Annotated in this window: 20 protein-coding genes and 1 pseudogene; 11 read left to right on the top strand and 10 right to left on the bottom strand. The window is 61.0% G+C overall.

The genetic code is table 11. The features are described 5' to 3' along the window. The first annotated feature begins 69 nt into the window (after window positions 1-69). Window positions 70-2,136 (top strand): S9 family peptidase, encoded by a 2,067-nt coding sequence (locus HXX25_RS11110; RefSeq protein WP_187165978.1) that lies wholly within the window; start codon window positions 70-72, stop codon window positions 2,134-2,136. On the opposite strand, the gene HXX25_RS11105 is transcribed toward HXX25_RS11110, so the two are convergent. Then, the gene (locus HXX25_RS11105; RefSeq protein WP_187165977.1) at window positions 2,137-2,886 is read right to left on the bottom strand and encodes a molybdopterin-synthase adenylyltransferase MoeB; all 750 of its coding nucleotides are present in this window, start codon (window positions 2,884-2,886) and stop codon (window positions 2,137-2,139) included. 64 nt (window positions 2,887-2,950) lie between these two features. Between HXX25_RS11105 and HXX25_RS11100 the strand changes: the two genes are divergently transcribed. Beyond that, on the top strand, window positions 2,951-4,234 hold the full coding sequence (locus HXX25_RS11100) for an ATP-dependent RecD-like DNA helicase (protein ID WP_187165976.1): 1,284 nt from the start codon (window positions 2,951-2,953) through the stop codon (window positions 4,232-4,234). A 3-nt stretch (window positions 4,235-4,237) separates the two neighbouring features. On the opposite strand, the gene cysK is transcribed toward HXX25_RS11100, so the two are convergent. The 4 genes and pseudogenes from cysK to coaBC all read right to left on the bottom strand — a co-directional run bounded on the left by cysK (window position 4,238) and on the right by coaBC (window position 7,491). Continuing rightward, window positions 4,238-5,194 (bottom strand): cysteine synthase A, encoded by a 957-nt coding sequence (cysK, locus tag HXX25_RS11095; RefSeq protein WP_187165975.1) that lies wholly within the window; start codon window positions 5,192-5,194, stop codon window positions 4,238-4,240. Between the two features lie 84 nt (window positions 5,195-5,278). Beyond that, window positions 5,279-5,731, bottom strand: a complete 453-nt coding sequence (gene dut / locus HXX25_RS11090) for a dUTP diphosphatase (protein WP_187165974.1) — start codon at window positions 5,729-5,731, stop codon at window positions 5,279-5,281. A gap of 48 nt (window positions 5,732-5,779) precedes the next feature. Next, window positions 5,780-6,226, bottom strand: a complete 447-nt coding sequence (locus HXX25_RS11085) for a hypothetical protein (RefSeq protein ID WP_187165973.1) — start codon at window positions 6,224-6,226, stop codon at window positions 5,780-5,782. A gap of 57 nt (window positions 6,227-6,283) precedes the next feature. Next, window positions 6,284-7,491 (bottom strand): annotated as a pseudogene (gene coaBC / locus HXX25_RS14435) (bifunctional phosphopantothenoylcysteine decarboxylase/phosphopantothenate--cysteine ligase CoaBC). A gap of 96 nt (window positions 7,492-7,587) precedes the next feature. Here coaBC and HXX25_RS11075 point away from each other — a divergent pair. Next, on the top strand, window positions 7,588-7,998 hold the full coding sequence (locus tag HXX25_RS11075; RefSeq protein WP_187165972.1) for an MAPEG family protein: 411 nt from the start codon (window positions 7,588-7,590) through the stop codon (window positions 7,996-7,998). Here the strand turns inward: HXX25_RS11075 and ubiB are convergent. From ubiB to HXX25_RS11050, 5 genes are all read right to left on the bottom strand, one after another. Further along, window positions 7,995-9,563, bottom strand: coding sequence for a 2-polyprenylphenol 6-hydroxylase (ubiB, locus tag HXX25_RS11070; RefSeq protein WP_187165971.1), 1,569 nt, complete (start codon window positions 9,561-9,563; stop codon window positions 7,995-7,997). The genes HXX25_RS11075 and ubiB overlap by 4 nt on opposite strands. A 97-nt stretch (window positions 9,564-9,660) precedes the next feature. After that, window positions 9,661-10,878: an RNA polymerase sigma factor gene (locus HXX25_RS11065; RefSeq protein WP_187165970.1), complete on the bottom strand. Its 1,218-nt coding sequence runs from the start codon at window positions 10,876-10,878 to the stop codon at window positions 9,661-9,663. A gap of 4 nt (window positions 10,879-10,882) precedes the next feature. After that, entirely contained in the window at window positions 10,883-11,224 is a 342-nt protein-coding gene (locus HXX25_RS11060) for a YciI family protein (protein ID WP_187165969.1), read from the bottom strand. A gap of 3 nt (window positions 11,225-11,227) precedes the next feature. After that, complete coding sequence (locus HXX25_RS11055) at window positions 11,228-11,581, bottom strand: YciI family protein (RefSeq protein WP_233346659.1); 354 nt, start codon at window positions 11,579-11,581, stop codon at window positions 11,228-11,230. A gap of 81 nt (window positions 11,582-11,662) precedes the next feature. After that, entirely contained in the window at window positions 11,663-12,430 is a 768-nt protein-coding gene (locus HXX25_RS11050; protein ID WP_187165968.1) for a class I SAM-dependent methyltransferase, read from the bottom strand. Between the two features lie 47 nt (window positions 12,431-12,477). Between HXX25_RS11050 and mutM the strand changes: the two genes are divergently transcribed. From mutM to HXX25_RS11010, 8 genes are all read left to right on the top strand, one after another. Next, window positions 12,478-13,341 carry a bifunctional DNA-formamidopyrimidine glycosylase/DNA-(apurinic or apyrimidinic site) lyase gene (gene mutM / locus HXX25_RS11045; RefSeq protein ID WP_187165967.1) on the top strand — a complete coding sequence of 288 codons (864 nt, stop codon included), beginning with the start codon at window positions 12,478-12,480 and terminating at the stop codon, window positions 13,339-13,341. A 98-nt stretch (window positions 13,342-13,439) separates the two neighbouring features. Then, window positions 13,440-14,315: a TraB/GumN family protein gene (locus HXX25_RS11040; protein ID WP_187165966.1), complete on the top strand. Its 876-nt coding sequence runs from the start codon at window positions 13,440-13,442 to the stop codon at window positions 14,313-14,315. A gap of 122 nt (window positions 14,316-14,437) precedes the next feature. Beyond that, entirely contained in the window at window positions 14,438-15,214 is a 777-nt protein-coding gene (locus HXX25_RS11035; RefSeq protein WP_187165965.1) for an enoyl-CoA hydratase, read from the top strand. A 113-nt stretch (window positions 15,215-15,327) separates the two neighbouring features. After that, complete coding sequence (gene rpsT / locus HXX25_RS11030) at window positions 15,328-15,594, top strand: 30S ribosomal protein S20 (protein WP_187165964.1); 267 nt, start codon at window positions 15,328-15,330, stop codon at window positions 15,592-15,594. A 424-nt stretch (window positions 15,595-16,018) separates the two neighbouring features. Continuing rightward, entirely contained in the window at window positions 16,019-17,377 is a 1,359-nt protein-coding gene (gene dnaA, locus HXX25_RS11025; protein WP_233346657.1) for a chromosomal replication initiator protein DnaA, read from the top strand. 153 nt (window positions 17,378-17,530) lie between these two features. Beyond that, window positions 17,531-18,649: a DNA polymerase III subunit beta gene (gene dnaN / locus HXX25_RS11020; protein ID WP_187165962.1), complete on the top strand. Its 1,119-nt coding sequence runs from the start codon at window positions 17,531-17,533 to the stop codon at window positions 18,647-18,649. A 14-nt stretch (window positions 18,650-18,663) separates the two neighbouring features. Beyond that, window positions 18,664-19,818, top strand: a complete 1,155-nt coding sequence (gene recF, locus HXX25_RS11015; protein WP_187165961.1) for a DNA replication/repair protein RecF — start codon at window positions 18,664-18,666, stop codon at window positions 19,816-19,818. After that, the gene (locus tag HXX25_RS11010) at window positions 19,808-20,425 is read left to right on the top strand and encodes a LysE family translocator (RefSeq protein WP_187165960.1); all 618 of its coding nucleotides are present in this window, start codon (window positions 19,808-19,810) and stop codon (window positions 20,423-20,425) included. The genes recF and HXX25_RS11010 overlap by 11 nt, the downstream gene beginning before the upstream one ends. Window positions 20,426-20,520: the final 95 nt, after the last annotated feature.

The raw sequence follows: 20,520 nt of genomic DNA, 5'->3' as shown, positions 1-20,520 counted from the left end.
ATTACACCTTCCGCTTTAGGGTTTTACTGTAACGCAAAGATGGACGTGCTTGAATTGGATTTGACTGCAATGAATCGGCTGTTACGGGTCAAGATTCTGATTTTGCTGACTGGGAGCGTTTTTCTTGTTGCCCCCGCGCTCGGTCAGGACGGCTATTGGCCGGACCGGTATGTCAATGTTTATGACTATCTTTCCGGCGCAGGTGAAACGCCACCGGAATTGTCGCCGGACGGCCGGTTGCTGGCCCAGATGCAATATCGCGGTGTCGACTCCCCCGGCGGCGAGCTGGTTATTCGCGACCTTGATTCACCCGGCCAGCCGGAAATTTCCCGTACCGATCTGACGGGCTATGACGTTGTCTACATGGTGTGGGCGAATGCCCAGCGGCTGCTGGTGACGATCCGGACCAATGGCTATGTCCAGGCGGGCGGTCAACGCGTGGATGTGCCGGTTATCCGGACCGTCAGTTTTGATCCATGGGATACATCGCGTCCGGTCGTCCTGTTCCAGAATGAAGGCCGGCGGGTCTTCCGGAATGTCAACAACGCCTTCTGGAGCGCGGTCGTCGATCTTTTGCCGGGCGATGATGGGCATGTTCTGATGCCTGCCTATCGGGACCGGAATCTCGATCTCTGGCGCGTCAATGTTTTTACCGGCGATGCCGAGCTTGTGGAGCGGGGCACGGAGCGCACCGCCTACTGGTTTACCGACACCAATGGTCAGGCTGCCATGCGGGTCGACGTCTCGACAGACCAGCGGCGCGTGCATGTTTTTACGCGGGCGCCCGACAGCCGGCGATGGCGGCGGTCGGCGTCCTATCTGACCAATGAACTCGCCGAAGCGGCACCGGAGTTTGACTTTGCCGGTCATGGCGAGGCCCCCGGGGAAATCATTATTTTTGGCCGTCCTGAAGGCAGCGACAAGGTGGGGCTCTACCGGTTCGATCTGGCGGCGGGGGAATATGGCGCGACACTGGCGCTCGAAGACCGCGTCGATATTTCCCGAACCATTGTGGATGGCCGCTCGCGCCGGCTTCTCGGCTATGTCCGCTCGGACGGCGCAAATGAAGTGGTTATTCTCGACCCGGCTCTGGATGCGCACTACCAACGCATTATTGCCCGTTTTGATGAGGATCTGACGGTCGTGCCCAGGGGCTTTCGCGGCGACCGGATGATGCTGCATGCCAGCGGCCCGAGAGAGGCCGGCGCGCTCTATTTCTATGAAGCGTCCAGCGATGAAATCACCCATATCTATTCGGTCAGCCCCAATTTGCATGAGTCGGACCTCAACGATGTCGATGTGGTGTCCTATACATCGCGCGACGGCACACCCTTGCAGGCGTATCTGACCATTCCGCGGCAGGGGTTGGGGCCGAACACACCGCTTGTCGTGATGCCGCACGGCGGTCCGGAGGCCCGCGATCTCTATGGCTACGACATGGTCGCACAGTATTTTGCGTCCAATGGTTATGCCGTCTTGCAGCCCAACTTCCGGGGCTCGGCGGGATATGGCCGGGCCTTCGCCGAGGCCGGATATGGCGAATGGGGCGGCCGGATGCAGCAGGACGTCGACGATGCGATCGCCGCCGTCATCGCCGCCGGGCAGGTTGACGGCGAACGCGTCTGTATTGCCGGCTTCAGCTATGGCGGATATGCGGCGTTGATCGGTGGAGCGCAGAGGCCGGGCTTCTATGACTGTGTGTTTGCCGCCGCGCCGGTCACCAACCTCGTTTCCTTTGTCGAACACTGGCAGGAAAACAACGAGGCTGCGGCAGAATACTGGGAACGGGCCATTGGCCATCCCCGCCGCGATCGCGCCCGGCTGGAAGCGGCCTCACCGGTGAATCTTGCGGGTCAATACACGATGCCGGTGCTGATTGCGCACGGTATGCGCGACGGGACTGTGCCGTTTGAACAATCCCAGGAAATGGCGGGCGAACTCAATTCTGCGGGCGTGGTCGTCGACTTCGCGATATATGATCGCGCGGGTCACCAGTTTTCACGCAGCGCAGATATGAGCTCTATCCTGCGCTCGGCCGTTCAGTTGTTCGACCGCACAATCGGTCCGGACCGCGGTCAGTATGAAAACGTCTTTGCCGGCGAGCGGGTGGAAGACACCGGTTCTGATCCGAAATAATCAACCGCAAACGGGACAGGCCGGATCACGGCGCAGCGTCAGGGTGCGGCTTGTGGCAGCCAGGCCATCATGGATCATCAGGCGGCCGGTCAGGGGCTCGCCTGCGCGCGTAATCCACTTGATGGTTTCCAGCGCCATCATCGAGCCGATGACGCCGGTCAGAGCCCCGACAACACCGACGCGTTCGCAGGTTTCCGCATCCGGTGGAATAGCGGGTACAAAGCATTGATAGCAGGGTGAGCCGTCCCTCAGCCCCGATGTAAACACACCCAGTTGTCCGGTCCATCGTCCGACCGCGCCCGAGACCAGAGGTATGCCCCGGGCATGACAGGCGGCGTTGACGGCGAAGCGGGTTTCGAAATTGTCGCAGCCGTCCAGAACGATGTCGGCTCCAGCGATAACGGAGGCGGCATTTTCCGCCGTCAGCGCGGCTTGAACGGCACGAACATTCACCAGAGGATTCAGCCGGGCGAGTCCGGCTCCGGCGGTCTGTGCTTTGGGCAGGCCGATATCGGTCGTGGCAAACTGGATCTGGCGCTGCAGATTGTCGAGGCTGACGGTATCGGGATCGATCAGCGTGATCGTGCCTGTGCCCGCCGCCGCGAGATAAAGGGCTGCCGGCCCGCCAAGGCCGCCCGCGCCGATGATGACCGCGGAGGCAGCGCGAAGGCGTTGTTGTCCCGCGCCGCCAATCTCCTTCAGAACGAGATGGCGGGCATAGCGTTCGATCTCTTCATCTTCCATGGCCATCGACTAGCACCGGATTGACAGCCTGCCTATGGCGGTTCGTCACCAATCAGGTCAGTCTGGAATCATGAACACGATTGCCCCTCATGATGATCCCACCGCGCCCGCCTTGCGACTGCTGACTACGGGCCGGGCCCATATTTTCCTGACCGGACGGGCGGGGACCGGCAAGACCACGCTTCTGCGCAAATTCCTCCAGCAGATGGAGGGGCGCGCAGCTGTGGTAGCGCCGACGGGGGTCGCCGCAATGAATGCGGGGGGGCAGACCATTCACTCCTTTTTCCGTTTTCCGCCGCGATTGATCGAGCCGCAGGATATTCGCCGGCTTCGGCATGCCCGGCTTCTCAAGGAGCTCGATACGCTGGTGATTGACGAGATTTCGATGGTGCGGGCCGACATGATGGCCGCCATTGATCACTCCTTGCGCCTGCACCGTGACAGCTCGGAGCCGTTTGGCGGGGTTCGCATGATTGTCGTGGGGGATCTGGCGCAGCTTCCGCCCGTGGTGGACGGGCAGGTGGGTCAGTATCTGGACGAAATCTATGGCGGCCCGTTTTTCTTCAATGCGCCCGGTTTTCGCGATGCCGGCTTTCTGCGGGTCGAACTGGAAACCGTTTTCCGGCAATCGGATCCGGATTTTATCGATATATTGTCGGCCGTCCGGGAGGCTCGCGTGGATGAACGCGAGGCGGCCCTGTTGAATGAACGGGTGACGCAGGCGACCGGCTTTGACGCCAGCGCCACGCATGTTGTGCTCACACCGACCAATCAGGCCGCGCATGACATCAATGCGGCCCGGCTGGCGGCCCTGCCCGGCGAGGCGGGCGCATACAGCTCCAAGACCGAGGGCCAGTTTGATCCGCGCCTGTTTCCGACCGAAGATCCGCTGGTGCTCAAACGGGGCGCGCGGGTGATGATGATCCGCAACGATCCATCAGGAAAATGGGTCAATGGGACAATGGGTGAAGTTGCCGATCTCGATGACGGAGCGGTGATGGTCCGTATTGGGACCGACACGCACCGCGTCGAGCCCGCCGCCTGGGAGCGTTATTCCTATCAATATGATGCGGCGAAAAAGGCGATCGACAAGTCGGTGGTCGGGGCGTTCAAGCAATTGCCGCTACGGCTGGCCTGGGCGATGACGGTCCACAAGGCCCAGGGCCTGACGATTGACAAGCTCTACATCGATTTTTCTCGCGGCATGTTTGCCCACGGGCAGGCGTATGTCGCGCTGTCGCGGGCGCGGTCGCTCGAAGGGCTGCGCATTTCGCGGCCTCTGCGTCCCAGCGATCTTGTCGTTGATCCGAGGATCAACGACGTTTCCTCCTATTGCCATGATGCGTACGTCTAGGGCCTACTCGCCAACCCCGTCGAACAGGGCCGAAGAGATATAGCGCTCGGCGAAGGACGGGATAATCACGACGATATTCTTGCCCGCCATGTCTTCGCGTTTGCCAACATCCAGCGCGGCCTTCAGTGCTGCTCCGGACGATATGCCGCCCGGCAGGCCTTCAACCTTCCCGGCGTCCCGGGACCACGCAATGGCCTCCGCGTTCGAAACCTGAATGATTTCGTCAATCAGACCGGTGTCGAGAATGTCCGGAACAAAGCCGGCCCCGATGCCCTGGATCTTGTGTGGCCCTGGCGCGCCGCCTGACAGAACCGGACTGTCGACCGGCTCTACCGCGATTATTTTCACGTCCGGGTTTTTCTCTTTCAGATAGCCGCCAGCGCCGGTCAGTGTTCCGCCCGTTCCGACGCCGGATACGAAAACATCGACCTTGCCATCTGTATCATTCCAGATTTCCGGGCCGGTGGTTTTGCGATGAATGTCGGGGTTGGCCGGATTGACAAATTGCCCGGGGGCGACCGCATCCGGATTCTCTTCCAGAATCTCTTTGGCTCGGGCAATGGCACCACCCATGCCCTTTGCGGCGGGCGTCAATTCCAGTTCGGCGCCGAGGAAAGCCAGCATCTTCCGGCGTTCGATGGACATGGATTCCGGCATGACCAGCTTCAGCCGGTAGCCCTTGGCGGCGGCCACAAAAGCCAGCCCGACGCCAGTATTGCCTGATGTCGGTTCCACCAGAAGCGTGTCCGGTCCGATCTTGCCGGCGGCTTCCAGCGATTCAATCATCGCCAGACCGATCCGGTCTTTCACGCTGGCAAGCGGGTTGAAGAATTCCAGCTTGGCCAGAATATGCGCCTTGGCACCATGTTTTTCGGCCAGCCGCCCCAGCTCGACCAGCGGCGTATCGCCGATCGTGTCCAGAAACGATGCGTAGACTTTCCCGCGCCCATTGGTTGCCATGACGTGTCTCTCCGGTTGTGGCTGTCCTTCTATGTATGACGGGAAAGACGCTTTGCCAGAGGTGCGGACGCGTTATTCGGGGCTCTACCGGCCCGTTGAGCCAAAACCGCCGGTGCCGCGAGCGGTTTCGTCGAGCCGGGCAACGGGTGCCCACTCGATATGGGTAACGGGCGCGACAATCATCTGGGCGATGCGTTCGCCGCGTTTGACGACAAATGGTTCCTTGCCGTGATTGATCAGATTGACCTTCATTTCGCCGCGATAATCGGCATCGACTGTGCCCGGCGTGTTAACCATGGATATGCCGAACTTTGCGGCCAGCCCGGACCGTGGACGTATCTGCGCCTCATATCCATCGGGCAGCGCGATAGAGAGGCCGGTCGGGATCAGCCGCCATTCGCCGGGCGGGATGGTGACAGGCTCATCTTCTGCGACGGCTGCGGGCAGGTCGAGCCCGGCGCTCGCAGGCGTCTGGTATTTTGGTAGCTCCAGACCTTCAAAATGCGGCAATGGTGAAACCTGAACAATTACCGGCATGGCGGCCCTCTCCCCGGGGACCGCGAGCTGTCGCAACTGGCGGTCTGTTTATGATTCGGTATCGAGCCGAGCGTAATAGCTTTCGATACGGCTCGCCACCCGGGCCCGCTCCGCTGCTGTCAAACGGCCTTCCAGTACCCTGACGACAAACTGTTCGTCTTCAATCGTCAGGACAACAATGCGGCTTCCATCCGCACCGTCTGTGGAGATGTATAAAGGGTAGCCGGAGAGCGGTACTTCGAAATCAAATTCGGCGGGAATGATGGAGTTTCGCCGGCACATGATGCCGCTGACCGGGAAGTCGGCCGATATACCAAAAGAAAAACGCCCCTCTTCGCGGGTTTCGTCCAGAATGCTGTATCCGGGCATTCCGGCGGCGCCCTGACCATCATTCGACATGGCCGCGCAGCCATATTCCTCGATGCCGGTTTGTGCCAGCGCGCCGCCTGTTGCCAAGCCCGCCAGTGCCATTGCAGAAATGATCGCCGTCTTCATTGACCGGCCTCCTGTTTTCTCTCGTGAAAATACGAAATCGGAGCGAAGGCCGCCAGATTATAATTCTCGCATTCTTGCGAGCGCGGCTTCGATGCGATCCGCCAACAGGGTCGCAATGGCCACTTTCTGCGTTCGCGGCCAGCTTTCCTCGCTATCGTTTGTAATCAGGACGGCTGCATTCTTATCGCCGCCCATGACGTCGCCGGACACATCATTGGCGACGATCCAGTCGCACCCTTTCCGCAGGCGTTTGGCGCGCGCGCGCTCGGGCACGTCATGGGTTTCAGCGGCAAAACCGATGACCAGAGGCGGGCGGTTGTGACCCAGGCCGGAAACGGACTTCAGAATGTCCGGGTTTTCAACGAGTTGAAGCGTGACTCCATGCGCCGATTTCTCCGCCTTGCGGGCATGGGTTTCTGCCGGGCGCCAATCCGCGACGGCGGCCACCGCGATGAAGGCTGCCGCCGGCAGTTCGGCCTCCACTGCCGCGAGCATGTCGCGGGCGCTTTCAACATCGATGCGGGTGACATCCAGCGGGCAGGGCAGGCATGTCGGGCCAGAAACAAGCCGGACATCCGCGCCTCTGTGAGCGAGGGCTTCGGCAATCAGATAGCCCTGCTTGCCACTGGACCGGTTGGAGAGGAAGCGCACCGGGTCGATGGCCTCGATCGTCGGGCCAGCGGTCACGACGATTTTCCTGCCGATGAGACCGCTCATGCAGAGATCCGCGACAGGAGGCCTTCGATGGCGCTGGCGATCGCCGAGGGCTCCGCCATGCGGCCGGGTCCGAATTCGCCGCAGGCCATTTCGCCGTCATCCGGGCCGACAAATTCAATGCCGTCGGACCGGAGTGTTTCCAGATTTCGTTGAACGGCAGCGTGTTCCCACATGCGAACATTCATGGCCGGCGCCATGAGGACCGGCTTGTCGGTTGCCAGAAGCGTGGTTGAGGCCAGATCGTTGGCGAGGCCATTGGCGCATTTGCCCATCAGGTCGGCCGTGGCCGGTGCGACGACCACGAGATCGGCGGAGCGGGACAGTTCGATATGGCCCATTTCGGCTTCGTCATTCAGCGAAAAGAGGTCGGTATAGACCTTGTCGCCGGACAGGGCTGCCAGGCTGAGTGGCGTTACGAATTTTTCTCCAGCGCTGGTCAGGATGCAGCGCGAAGAGATGCCGCGCCGGGAAAGTTCGCGGATCAGTTCGAGCGATTTGTAAGCGGCAATGCCGCCACCGATGATGAGAAGAATACGCTTGTCGCTCATTCGGGCCTCCAGAACCTGTTATCTCCTAGCGTGTTTTTGCTCGCAGGTGGAGGGCAAAGCGCGCTAGCGTCTTTTGTCTGAACTGGGGAGGACATCATGCCATCCATACTTCATGCCGCCGCAGCGCTCGCACTGCTTACCCTGTTTGTCTATTTTCTGATGACCGTGCTGGGCGTGATCGCCAATGCGCGCGGTGAGCTGTCCAAAGAATATTCACTGACCAAGACGGGCGCGCCGCCGCCCGCCTATGTCGGCAATGCGGGACGAAATCTCGTGAATCTTCTGGAATTGCCGGTGCTGTTCTATGTTCTGATTGCGCTGCATCTGGCCGCCGATATCGAGGTATGGAGCCTGCAATTGACGCTGGCGTGGGTGTTTGTCGGGTTACGATATCTGCACACGCTGATCCACATTACGATCAACATTATCGGTTTGCGGTTTCTGGTTCACCGGATTTCCGCCGTCGTTCTGGCGGCGATGTGGCTACACTTTCTTCTGGCGCTTTAAAGCAGGCTGAAAAGGCTGGCACCGGCGGCACCGGCCGCCATCGCCAGCACACCATAGCCGAGCCAGCGCCAGAGTCGGCCTTCGCGCTGCTGACCCGCCAGCCGGGTCAGGCTGGCTTCGTCGAGCTTGATTTCACCGCTGCGCAAGCGCGCGCCGGCCTCGGCCCAGTCCTCGATTGCATCGGGCAGGCGTTTTGCGCTGGCGCGCAGGCGTTTGAGATCGTCGACAAAATCCATCGCGATGCCTTCAGGACCCAGTTCGCGCTTCATCCACTTCTCCACGACGGGCGCTGACGCGGCCCACATATCGTGTTGGGGATTGAGGATGCGCGCCACGCCCTCGGACTGGACCATGGTTTTCTGAAGCAGGACCAGTTCGGGGCGAAGATGCATGTCGAACAGGTCGGTAATCTCGAAAAGCTGCAAGAGCACCCGGCTCATCGGCACTTCGTCGGCCCTTTTGCCGAAAATCGGCTCGCCGACGGCACGAAGCGCGGACGCAAAATCATCGATCGAGTGACGGGGCGGAACATAGCCGGCGTTGAAATGGGCCTCGGCGGCCCCTTTGTAATCGCGGGTCAGGAAGCCGTGCAGGATCATGGCAAGGAAACGACGTTCTTCGCGGCCTATCCGGCCCATAATGCCGAAATCCACAGCCCAGAGATTGCCGTCCGTATCCACAAACAGATTTCCGGCGTGCATGTCAGCATGGAATACGCCCGCTTCCATCGCCGTGGTCAGGAAGGCGCGCGTCAGCGTGTTGGCCAGCGCCACGCGATTTATGCCGGCGGCATCAATGCGGTCCGTATCGGTCAGCGGGATGCCGTCAATCCAGTGCGTGGTCAGGACCCGCTTGGCCGAGCGCTCCCAGTCGATCTCGGGAATCCGGTAATTCTCGGCGAGGGCTGCCGCTTCGGCGAGTTCGCTGGCAGAGGCCGCTTCGAGGCGCAGGTCGGTTTCCAGTTCGGTGGCGCGGGCCACGGTGTCGACGAATTTCACCGGTTCGAGGCGTTTGGCGGCCGGGACGAAATGCTGAACCAGCTTTGCGCCCAATTGCATGGCGCGAATGTCTTTTTGAAGCCGGGCTTCAATTCCGGGCCTCAGGATTTTCACGGCGACATCGCGGCCATCGGTCGTGGTCGCGCGGTGAACCTGCGCGACCGATGCGGCATTCACGGGCTCGCGAAATTCGGTGAACCAGTCGGCCAGCTCTCCGCCCAGCTCGCGCTCCAGTGTGGCGATGGCGATTTGCTGGTCGAAGGCCGGCATCTGGTCCTGCAGGCGCGACAGGCCGCGCGCGAAGCGCTGACCGACCACATCGGCCCGTGTGGCGAGCACCTGTCCCAGCTTCACATAGGACGGGCCGAGTTTTTCCAGTGCCCGTGCCAGTCTTTCGCCGGGATTGTCCGCCTCGCCACGGCGCGAGAACAGCCGGGTGACGGCGGCCAGCGCGACCAGTGATGGCGGAAACTTCTCCTGATATTCGCGCGGAAAGATGGCGTCGTAACGCGCCAGCGTGAATCCGGCCCGGACAAGCCGGCCAAGGGAAGCAAGGGTTCTGAACATCGGATGGGAGGTTTAATGCGCCATGGCTTCGATGGCGAGCGTGGTATGCGGTCGCATACAGGTAACGGGCCAGCACATTTATCAGGGTGACAATTTTTCACCCCGTCCCCGCCAGCCGCGTCAGGAGAAAATTCCGGACCGCACTGTCTGATGTCAGACCGATCGCCGTATGGTAGGCCTTCTGTGCTGCTGGCATATTGCCCCTGAGCGCTTCGAGATGCGCCCGTGTGGCCCAATAGGGCTGATACTGTGCCGTGCGGTCGCCGGGCAGATCATCCAGCGCCGCAAGTCCGGCTTCCGGCGATACATTCCGGCCGATGGCCGCCGCCCGGCCAACCCTCGCACCCAGAGCCGGGCTGACCGCGATCAACCGGTCATAGATGGCGAGGATGGCGGCCCAGTCCGTTTGCCCGGTGATCCTTCGGGCCGCATGGGCAGATTGCAGAGCCGCCTCCAGCTGGAATCGCCCGATATTTCCCATCCGCAAGGCTGTGCCGAGCAGGCGCTCGGCCTCGGCAATCCTGGCCTCGTCCCATCGGGTCGCATCCTGCTGGTCCAGCGGAACGAACCGGCCCGCTTCGTCGCGCCTCGCGTGGCGACGGGCCTCACAATGCAGGATGAGTGACATCAGGCCCGCGGCCTCAGCCTCAAAGGGCAACAGTTTGTTTATGAGCGAGGCGAGAAACAGCGCTTCACCCGCAAGTGAGGCGTCGGCATGATCATCCCATCCGGCGTTATAGGCACCGTAAATGGCCTGCAGGACAGCGTTCAGCCTTTGCGGCCATTCGCCCCTGTCCGGAATATCGAACGCGGCCCCGGCCGTCTTCAGGGCGGATTTCTGCCGGACTAGCCGCTGGCTCATTGTGGCAGGGCGCACCAGAAAGGCGCTAGCAATCCGGGACGCATCGAGACCCAGCACGGTCTGCAGCATGAGCGGAGCCTGCATGCCCGGTTCGATCGCCGGGTGCGTGCAGACAAAGAGCAATTTCAGGCGTTCATCGGGAAGGCTGTCCGCTTCCGTCACCGCCGCCTCACCTTCCTCGAGGAGAAGCCGGACGTCGGCTTGCCGGGCTGTCTCGGTTGATTTTTTCCGCGCCGTGTCGATCACGAGGCGGCGGGCCGTGGTTAGAAGCCAGGCTTCCGGCTTGTCCGGCACGCCGGACTGCGGCCAGACCTCGAGGGCGCGGGCGAGCGCTTCGGCCAGCGCGTCCTCGGCGTTGGCAAGGTTGCCGCTGCGAATGGCGAGCAGGGCGAGGATCCGGCCATAGGCATTGCGAACAGCGTCTTCCGCCGCCCGCCGGGCCGGATCCTGCAAGGGCCTATCCGCCATAGTCCGGGACGGGCCGGACCTCGACCTTGCCGGTTTTTGCCGCCGGGCATTTGCCGGCCCATTCCACCGCTTCTGCCATGGAGGCCGCCTCGATCAGATAGAATCCGCCGAGCTGCTCCTTGGTATCAGCGTAGGGACCGTCCTGTATGCCGGAACCTGTGACGATTTTCGCCGATCCTGCAGGATCGAGCGCCGCGCCGGACACGAAAGCCCCGGCGGTCTGCAGCTCATCCGAATAGGCCATGTGTTCGCCGACAATCGCCATCTGCCGGTCTTCGGAAAGGCCCGTCCAGGCCGCTTCGTCATCGTGTAAAAGCAACATGAATTGCATGGCTCAGCTCTCTCCTTGTGTCATGGGTAAAACCGGGCGGACTTCAACAGCCCCGGTTCCGGCCGTCGGGGCCCGGGCGGCGATTTCCAGCGCATCCTCCAGACTGTCAGCCTCGACCATGAAAAAGCCCCCCAATTGCTCCTTGGTGTCGGCATAGGGCCCATCCTGCACCGTGCCGGCTTTCAGGGTGGCGCCGGTTTCCGGTCCCTGCAGGGCGGCCCCGCCGGTCAGCTTGCCCGACTGGCCAATCGTGCCGCTATAGGATGTCCATCCCTGCCAGTAATCCGCGCGGGCCGGATCTTGCCTTGCGGCAAAATCCCAGGCGCTCTCATAAAACAGTATTGCGTATTGCATCATGCTCTCCCGTTTGAAGGTGGCCGGATATCCCGGTCGCCTTCAAGACGGATGAGTTTTCCCGATTTCGACAATCAGGTGAAATCAAATCCGCCAGCCGGTGTGGAGCGCGGCGATGCCGCCGGAAAAATTGGTGACACTGACCTGACCGAAACCGGCCTCGCGCAACTCGGCCGCAAAGGCGTCCTGATGCGGAAAGCGGCGGATGGATTCGACCAGGTATTGATAGCTGTCGCGGTCCTGCGCGATCTTCTCGCCCAGAACCGGGATCGCATTGAACGACCAGGCATCATAGATGCGCTCCAGCGCCCGCGTGGTCGGGCGCGAGAATTCCAGACACAGAAAGCGCCCGGCCGGTTTCAGCACGCGGCGCATTTCCTTCAGCGCAGACATACGATCGGTCACATTGCGGATGCCGAAGGCAATCGTGACGCAATCAGCGCTCTTGTCCTCGAAGGGCAGACATTCGGCATTGCCGACCGCCCAGGTCAGATGATCGCCGCCGCCGCGTTTGAGGCCGGCCAGCAACATCTGCTCGTTGATGTCGGTGACGATGGCCGTTGCCGGATCGCCGCCGCGTGTTTTGCGCCGTTGTTCGGCTTTTGCCACGAAAGCCCGGGCGAGATCTCCGGTGCCGCCGGCCACGTCGATCAGCTTCTGACCGGGCTGGGGATTGGCGCGCTCGATCGTCATGTCTTTCCAGGCGCGGTGAATACCCAGCGACATCAGATCATTCATCAGATCATATTTGCGCGCGGACCGGTCAAAGACGCCGCGTACCAGCGAGGCCTTCTCGGATTTCGGAACATCCCTGAAGCCGAAGGATGCGGTTTCTGATTGCGGTTCACTCATGGGGACGGAAGATAGGGCAATGAACTGGTTTGCACTAGCGCGACATCATGCCCGAGCTTCCTGAAGTTGAAACTGTCCGCAAGGGGCTGGCTCCGGTCATGGAGGGGCGCCTCATCGAGCGCGCCGAGAATCGCCGCCCGGATTTGCGTTTTCCATTTCCTGACGGCTTTGCCGAGCGCCTGACCGGTATACGGGTCGAGCGGCTGGACCGGCGCGCCAAATACCTTCTCTTCCGTCTGGAAAGCGGCGAAACCCTGCTGGCACATCTGGGCATGTCGGGGCGATTCACAATCCAGCTTGAGACACAGACCGAAAAGCCCGGCAGTTTTGCGCATGCGCCCGGCACGTCCGAAAAACATGACCATGTTGTGTTTGGCATGGAGGGCGGGGCGAGCATTGTTTTCAATGACCCCCGCCGATTTGGTTTCATGACGCTATTTCCGACAGATCACGAAGCCGCCGTGCCGTTTCTGGCCGGTCTCGGGCCCGAACCCAATTCAAATGAATTCTCGGGACCGTTTCTGCAGGCTCGCGTGAAGGGCAAAAAAGCACCGCTGAAGGCGGCTCTGCTGGATCAGCGCGTCGTCGCCGGTCTGGGCAATATATATGTGTGTGAAGCCTTGCACCGGGCCGGGCTCTCGCCGCGCCGGATGGCCGGAACGCTGGGGCCGCAGCGCGCCGAGCGGTTGGCGCTGGCGGTCCGGCAGGTGATTGACGAGGCGATTGCCGCTGGCGGGTCCAGTCTGAAGGATTTCGCCTCGGCGGACGGCGAGCTGGGCTATTTCCAGCACACATTCCGGGCCTATGGGCAGGAGGGTCAGGTCTGTGTGACGGCAGGGTGTGGCGGTGTGATCGAGCGCATCGTGCAATCGGGGCGCTCGACATTTTTCTGCCCGACTTGTCAGCGATAGGGGAGACGGAAGCGGACCCGTTCCCGGTAGAAACCCCGCATACAGGCCGCAATAGTGACCGCGACCGGCCGAATTACATTCCAGGACTGGAGACAGACATGAAGCCCTTCAAAATGCTTGCCGGCGGGATAATTGCCGCCACCCTGCTCGTGGGTACGGCGTCGGCTGACCCGACGCTCTGGCACATTCAGGACGAAGACAGCGACATATATGTTTTCGGCACGGTGCATATCCTGCGGCCGGGCATTGAGTGGCAGACCGAGGAGGTCATGTCGGCCTTTGATGCGGCCGATACCGTGTATTTCGAAGCCCCGGTAAACGACCCCGCACAGGCCAGTTCGATGCAGCAGGCTGTGTTGGCCAACGCGATGAATCCGGCCGGCGTGACCCTGTCGTCGCTTGTCAGCGAGGAGACCTGGGCATTGATCGAGGAATTTGCCCCGCAGGTCGGCTTTTCGGCGGCCCAGCTGGAAAGCCTGCGGCCCTGGATCGCGACGGTCCAGTTGAGCGTCGGCTTTATTGTGGCGTCAGGATATAACCCGGAATCGGGCGTTGAAGCCACGCTCTGGCCGATGGCGAACGACGCCGGCAAGACTTTGGCCTATTTCGAAACCGTGCAGGAGCAGATCGGCTTCTTCGCTGATCTTCCGCAGGATGTCGAAGTACGCCTGCTCGAAGAGACCATGGCCGAGTTCGAGGCATCGCCGGACCAGATTGATACGCTGGTGACGTCCTGGGCCAATGGCGATCAGGCGGCCATTGACGCCGTGATGAATGGCCAGATGCGGGCAGACGCGCCGGAAGTTCATGACGTCATCATTGTCCAGCGCAATCAGCGCTGGGTGGAAGAGATCGAGAATATACTCGATGGATCGGGCACGGTTTTCATCGCCGTCGGTTCGGGGCACTTGCCGGGCGAGCAAGGCGTGATCTCTCTGTTGCGCGATCGTGGCATTGAAATTTCCGGACCGTAACCGCAAAGCCGCTATGCCAAATCGAACGGGCATCGAGGTGGTGACCCCGGTGTCCGTTTGCGTTATAGCGGCGCGCTCAATGTCCTGGCGGCGATTTCGCCGCGTTCAAATGGAGGCCTTTCGTGGGCTACAAGACAATTCAGGTAAAGACCGAAGGCCGTGTCGGCGTGATCACGCTGGACCGCCCGGAAGCGCTGAATGCGCTCTGCGACGAGCTCACGACAGAACTTGCCGCGGCGCTGGTGAAATTCGAAGGCGATAGCGATATCGGCTGTGTGGTTCTGACCGGCTCGAAGAAGGCCTTTGCGGCCGGTGCAGATATCAAGGAATTGGTCAGCAAGGATTTTGTCGGCCTCTATATGAATGACCCGTTTGAAAAAACGTGGGAGTCGGTCGCGCGCTTCCGCAAGCCGATCATTGCGGCAGTGTCCGGCTACGCGCTGGGCGGCGGCTGCGAGATCGCCATGATGTGCGATTTCATCATCGCTTCGGAAACCGCGAAATTCGGCCAGCCGGAAATCAATCTGGGCGTCATGCCGGGCGCGGGCGGGACGCAGCGTCTTCCGCGCGCTGTGGGCAAGGCCAAGGCCATGGATATGTGCCTGACCGGCCGTATGATGGACGCCAGAGAGGCCGAGCAGGCCGGGCTTGTCAGCCGCATTGTCGCGGTTGATGATCTGATGAGCACAGCGCTTGAGGCGGCGGAATCGATTGCCGCCAAATCACTGCCCATCGCGATGATGACCAAGGAAGCGATCAACCGTTCGTTCGAGCTGGGCCTGTCGGAAGGTGTGCGCTGGGAGCGCCGCGTTTTCCAGTCGCAATTTGCGACCGAGGACCAGAGCGAAGGCATGGCGGCTTTTGCCGAGAAGCGGGCCGCACACTTCAAGCATAAATAGCCTGCGCAGAGAGTTGACGGGCGGGGCCCGGACGCGTATACGCCCTGCCTCATTCGCGATCCGGACTTTGGAGCGCGTAGGCACAGAATTATTAAGACAACGGACAAACCTTCATGGCGAATACGGCCTCTGCCAAGAAAATGGTGCGCAAGATTGCTCGCCGCACCGCGATCAACAAATCCCGTCGCTCGCGCGTTCGGACCTTTATCAAGAAGGTTGACGTGGCGATTGCTGCCGGCGACTCCGGGAAGGCCCGCGAGGCTCTGGTCAAGGCGGAATCAGAAATGATGCGCGCGGTGACCAAAGGCGTGTTTCACAAGAATACGGCATCGCGCAAGATTTCGCGCATGTCGGCTCGCGTGAAGTCGCTCTCGGCCTAAACACCGACGCTTCAACAGCTATTTTGAAGACGCTTCGAGCGCCGTGCTCGGAGCGTTTTTCTTTGCCTTTCTGCGAGTGATTTTCGTACTCGAACGGCCCTGTGTACGGATGAAAAAAACATGCAGATGCCAAATTCTTTCCCCTTCACGACTTTTCTCGTGTCAAGCGAAGAATCACGCGAATCAGGGGGAAAGTTCGGTTGACCGAGCGGGGTCACGGGTTACTCTAGGGTCACATCAGGCGTTCATTCCCATGCGGATTAAATAAAACGCTGACGCCGGACATTTGCGTGTTCGGTGGATGGGAAAAATGTGCCTGTAATACAATAACATGGCCTACTATGTATGGGCCCAATAAGGGGTTTTGGGGGATATGTCTTTATTATCGGGCGGTGCGTTAAAATCCCTGGACAAGGCTGGCGAAATGAAGACTGCGGGGGCTGTCTGGCGCGAGGTGCGTGCGCATCTTCGCCGTGAGTACGGCGATACGGTTTTTTCATCGAATATGGCCCGTTTGAGGGTTCGCGAAGAGGCGGATGGTGGTCTGCTGGTTATCGCGCCGAGCCGGTTTTACCGGGACTGGGTCGAGGACCATGCGGGCGCGCGTTTGCGGGCACTCTGGACGCAGCTGGATCCCGCGAACCGTGCAATCCAGCTTCTCGCCGAGGAAGATGTCGTGCCCAGCCCGGTTGTCGCGATTTCGATGACCGGGGAGGCGGCGTCACGTCAGCCCACTACGGAAACAAAACCACGTGCAGTCAGTGAGCGTTTCACTTTTGACACCTTCATGGTGGGGCCATCGAACGAGATGGCGTCGGCGGCCTCGCGGGCCATCGTCAACGCCTCGCCCTCACCGTTCAACCCGGCCTTCTTTTATGGCGACTACGGGGTCGGCAAGACCCACCTTCTGAATGCCATTGCGCATTCGGTCGAACTGGGCGGCGCCCGGCGCAAAGCCCTTTATCTGACGGCGGAGGAATTCCTGTCCGGCTTTGTTTCGGCGATGCGCAAGAAAGATACGATCGGTTTCAAGGAATCCGTCCGCCGCGTGGACGTGCTTCTGATTGACGACGTGCATTTCATTGCCGGCAAGCCGAAGACCGAGGACGAATTCCTGCACACGGTGGCGTCACTGATCGCCGACGAGAAGCAGGTAGTTCTGGCGTCACATCTTCCTCCGTCGGAGCTGAATGTCACGGATCAGCGTCTGGCCTCGCTGCTCAAGGGCGGTTTTGCCTGTGAGCTGCGCAAGCCGGATCTCGATCTGCGGCGCAAGATACTTGATTGCAAGATTGCCCAGGCCGGTTGTCATTATCCCGAACTTGCCGTTCCCGAGACGGTTCGCGATTTTCTGGCGGCGCGGATGACGGCCAGTGCGCGCGAGCTGGAAGGTGTGCTGAACAATGTGATCGGCCGGACCGCCTTGCTGGGGCGTCCCGTGACGATGGAAGCCGTTGAAGCGGCCTTGCGTGAATTGTCGATTGTCTCGGAACGGCGCGTGACGGTGGATGTCATCCAGAAGGCAGTCGCGGAACGCTTTGGCGTGAAGGTGGCGGACATTTTGTCCAAGCGCCGGACCAAGACCGTGGTCAAGCCGCGTCACGTTGCCATGTATCTGGCCAAGACCATGACAACGCGGTCCCTGCCCGATATCGGCCGCCGGTTTGGCGATCGCGATCACTCCACGGTCATTCACGCCGTCAACAAGATCAGCGATCTGATCAAGGCCGGTGACCCGGTGAAAGACGAGATAGAAAGTCTGTCCGAAGAGATTCGCGGCTGACGGGTTTTCCCCGGCTTGCTGCATTCAGGCAGGCCGGGGCGTATTGCACTTTATAAAATTTCGCTATGCTCTCGGCCCCGGGGATGAGGCGATTCATTTTTCTGTCGCGATTGACCCTGTTTCCGGACAAGAAGGCAGGAAGACGGATACGATATGAAACTCACGATCGAACGCGCAGCTCTTCTCAAGGCTCTGGGTCACGTTCAGGCTGTCGTTGAACGCCGGAATACGATCCCCATCCTGTCCAATGTCCTGATTACGGCCGGTTCGAGCGGCGCGAGTTTTGCCGCGACCGACCTCGACATGGAAATCCAGGAAAGCGCGGCCGCACAGGTTGAACGCGAAGGTATGGCCACGGCGCCTGCCCACACGCTCTACGAAATTGCCCGCAAACTGCCTGAAGGCGCAGATGTCACGCTTGAGCTGGACGGCGACGATCCCCGCCTCAGCCTGAAGGCGGGCCGGTCGAGCTTTTCGCTCCCCTCCCTGCCGCCGGGCGACTTCCCGATGATGCCGTCAGAAGATCTGCAGCATGCCTTCGAGCTGGAAGCCGGCGCGCTGGCGCGGATTATCGACAAGACGCGGTTTGCCGTTTCGACAGAAGAAACGCGGTATTATCTCAACGGGATTCATCTCCATGCGGCTGATGAAAAGGGCCGTAAAACCCTGCGGGCGGTGGCGACGGATGGCCATCGCCTGGCATTGTCGGAATGTGATCTGCCCGATGGCGCGGGCGGTATGCCTGCGGTGATCGTGCCGCGCAAAACGGTTCAGGAGGCCCGCCGTCTTCTGGAGGATGCCGATGACGATATCCGCATTTCCGTTTCCGACGGCAAGATTCGCTTCGGCTTCGGCCGTGCGGTGCTGACGTCAAAGCTGATCGACGGTTCCTTCCCGGATTATGAGCGGGTGATCCCGCGCGGGAATGAGAAAATGATGTCGGTCGAGAACAAGCGGTTTGCCGAGGCGGTCGACCGCGTGGCTACGATTTCGATCGAGAAGTCCCGTTCGGTCAAACTGTCTCTGGATGACGGCACGCTGACTTTGGCGGTCAACAACCCGGAATCCGGTCAGGCCACTGAAGAGGTGCCCGTCGACAGCAAGGAGGGCGGCTTCGCAATCGGTTTCAATGCGCGCTATATTCTCGACGTCGCAGGGCAAATCGAAGGTGAATTTGCGCAATTCCACTTTGCCGATCCGGCCTCACCGACGCTGGTGACCGATTCCGGTGATGCGGATTCGCTATACGTGCTGATGCCGCTCCGCGTGTGACGCAAACCTCCGCCGTGACCCGGAACGTCGCCGCTCTCAAGCGGCTGCGGCTCACTGATTTCCGCAATTTCGAAACGCTCGATCTTGATCTCGATGCGCGGCCGGTTTGCCTGGCCGGGCCCAATGGCTCGGGAAAGACCAATATTCTTGAAGCCATATCCCTGCTGGCGCCGGGCAGAGGGCTGCGCGGGGCCGAAACAGAGGAACCGCTAAAGCGGGATGGTGATCGCGTGGCTCCGGCGTGGGCGGTGTTTGCTGAAACCCTTTCGGAAAGCGGTGATGAAGCGACGCTGGCGTCCGGGCTTCTGGACGGTGGCCGGCGGCAAACCCGTATGGATGGAAAGGCCGCATCGCGGGGTGACCTCGCGCGCCGTCTGCCAATGATTGCGCTGTTGCCGGAACATGACCGCATATTTGCCGGGCCACGGTCGGACCGGTTAAAGTTTTTTGACCGTCTCGTGGCCGCCAGCGAGCCATCACATGGAGAGACGCTCGGCGCTTATGAAAAGCTGCGGTCGCGGCGTCAACGGCTTCTGGATCAGGGCCGCGCGGATCCGGTCTGGCTGGACGCTCTGGAAACGGACATGGCCGGGCATGGGGTTGCGCTGGCCGCCGGGCGGCTTCATGCGCTGGCCCGACTGCAGGCGGCGATTGATACCGCGAATGACAGTGCGTTTCCCAAGGCCGATCTGGCTCTGGACGGGCTGATCGAAGCGGCGCTGGCCGACGGCGCCGAAATCCGCGCCGCCGAAGACCTGCTGATCAACGCACTCGCTGAGGGCCGGGGCCGGGATGCGGCTGCGGGACGGACGCTGACGCGGGGCCCCCATCGCAGCGATCTGACGGGCCGTCATCGCGAGAAGGACCAATTGGCATCACGGTGTTCAACCGGAGAGCAAAAGGCGCTGATCATCCGCCTGGTGCTGGCGCAGGCGCAGTCGCTGGCGTCGCGCGGCGGGGTGATCCCGGTTCTGCTTCTGGATGAAGCCTGCGCGCATCTTGATGAAATACGCCGCGAGGGACTGGCCGCCGCTCTTCTGGAGCTGGGTGCTCAGGCCTGGCTGACCGGTGTCGAGGCGAGCCTGTTTTCCGCTTTTGGCGATCAGGCTCAGCATTTCGCGGTCGCACAGGGCCGGATTTCGGTCGAGGCCCGGCCCCATGCCGATTGAAAGCCTGCTCCTTTTCGCGGCCGCGCTGCTCGTATTGTTCTTTACGCCCGGTCCCGGCAATGTCGCCATGGTGGCGCGGACGCTGGATGCCGGTCCGGCGCATGGCTTTGTCTATGGCGGCGGCATCATCACCGGCGACATTTTCTGGTTCACCGTCGCGGTCACAGGCCTGACGGCGGTCGCGGATCGTATCGGTCCGGCGGCCTGGGTCTTCAAGATTATCGGCGTGGGGATATTGCTGTGGTTTGCGTGGAACGCTTTCCAGTCGTTTCGCCATCCGAAAGTTGCGCTCCTGAAAAAACCGACGCGCATGGGACTGGCCGCGACCTATATGGCGGGCGTTGCCATGCCTTTGACCAACCCCAAGCCGATCATCTTCTATCTGACCCTCCTGCCCAGCTTTTTTGACCTGAGCCGGGTGGACGTACCCGCCTGGCTGGCCATGGTTTCCATCATGCTGGCCATGTATCTGCTGACCGCCGGCGTTCATGTCGGCCTGGCCCACAGGGCCCGGAACTGGTTGCAGGAAAAGGGCGTCAAACGCTGGGCCGATGCCCTCACAGCGGCGGTTATGCTGGGTATCGCGATCCTTCTTGTTTTGCGTTGATTCTGCTGTTTTCCGGGGCCAATGAGCGGGTTTTTCCGAAGCCTCTGTCGTTCACCTGCATCTAATTGATTTTATTATATCTTCTTCGTCATAAA

The sequence above is a fragment of the Hyphobacterium sp. CCMP332 genome, assembly GCF_014323565.1.
GTDB lineage: Bacteria > Pseudomonadota > Alphaproteobacteria > Caulobacterales > Maricaulaceae > Hyphobacterium.
The sequence above is the reverse complement of the archived record's forward strand: the minus strand, read 5'-3'. Positions and strand labels throughout refer to the sequence as shown.

Bases quoted from the DNA above. Each gene is read 5' to 3' on its own strand.
- HXX25_RS11110 (WP_187165978.1), top strand. From the start codon at position 70: ATGAATCGGCTGTTACGGGTCAAGATTCTGATTTTGCTGACTGGGAGC.
- HXX25_RS11105 (WP_187165977.1), bottom strand. From the start codon at position 2,886: ATGGCCATGGAAGATGAAGAGATCGAACGCTATGCCCGCCATCTCGTT.
- HXX25_RS11100 (WP_187165976.1), top strand. From the start codon at position 2,951: ATGAACACGATTGCCCCTCATGATGATCCCACCGCGCCCGCCTTGCGA.
- cysK (WP_187165975.1), bottom strand. From the start codon at position 5,194: ATGGCAACCAATGGGCGCGGGAAAGTCTACGCATCGTTTCTGGACACG.
- dut (WP_187165974.1), bottom strand. From the start codon at position 5,731: ATGCCGGTAATTGTTCAGGTTTCACCATTGCCGCATTTTGAAGGTCTG.
- HXX25_RS11085 (WP_187165973.1), bottom strand. From the start codon at position 6,226: ATGAAGACGGCGATCATTTCTGCAATGGCACTGGCGGGCTTGGCAACA.
- HXX25_RS11075 (WP_187165972.1), top strand. From the start codon at position 7,588: ATGCCATCCATACTTCATGCCGCCGCAGCGCTCGCACTGCTTACCCTG.
- ubiB (WP_187165971.1), bottom strand. From the start codon at position 9,563: ATGTTCAGAACCCTTGCTTCCCTTGGCCGGCTTGTCCGGGCCGGATTC.
- HXX25_RS11060 (WP_187165969.1), bottom strand. From the start codon at position 11,224: ATGCAATTCATGTTGCTTTTACACGATGACGAAGCGGCCTGGACGGGC.
- HXX25_RS11055 (WP_233346659.1), bottom strand. From the start codon at position 11,581: ATGATGCAATACGCAATACTGTTTTATGAGAGCGCCTGGGATTTTGCC.
- HXX25_RS11050 (WP_187165968.1), bottom strand. From the start codon at position 12,430: ATGAGTGAACCGCAATCAGAAACCGCATCCTTCGGCTTCAGGGATGTT.
- mutM (WP_187165967.1), top strand. From the start codon at position 12,478: ATGCCCGAGCTTCCTGAAGTTGAAACTGTCCGCAAGGGGCTGGCTCCG.
- HXX25_RS11040 (WP_187165966.1), top strand. From the start codon at position 13,440: ATGAAGCCCTTCAAAATGCTTGCCGGCGGGATAATTGCCGCCACCCTG.
- rpsT (WP_187165964.1), top strand. From the start codon at position 15,328: ATGGCGAATACGGCCTCTGCCAAGAAAATGGTGCGCAAGATTGCTCGC.
- dnaA (WP_233346657.1), top strand. From the start codon at position 16,019: ATGAAGACTGCGGGGGCTGTCTGGCGCGAGGTGCGTGCGCATCTTCGC.
- dnaN (WP_187165962.1), top strand. From the start codon at position 17,531: ATGAAACTCACGATCGAACGCGCAGCTCTTCTCAAGGCTCTGGGTCAC.
- HXX25_RS11010 (WP_187165960.1), top strand. From the start codon at position 19,808: ATGCCGATTGAAAGCCTGCTCCTTTTCGCGGCCGCGCTGCTCGTATTG.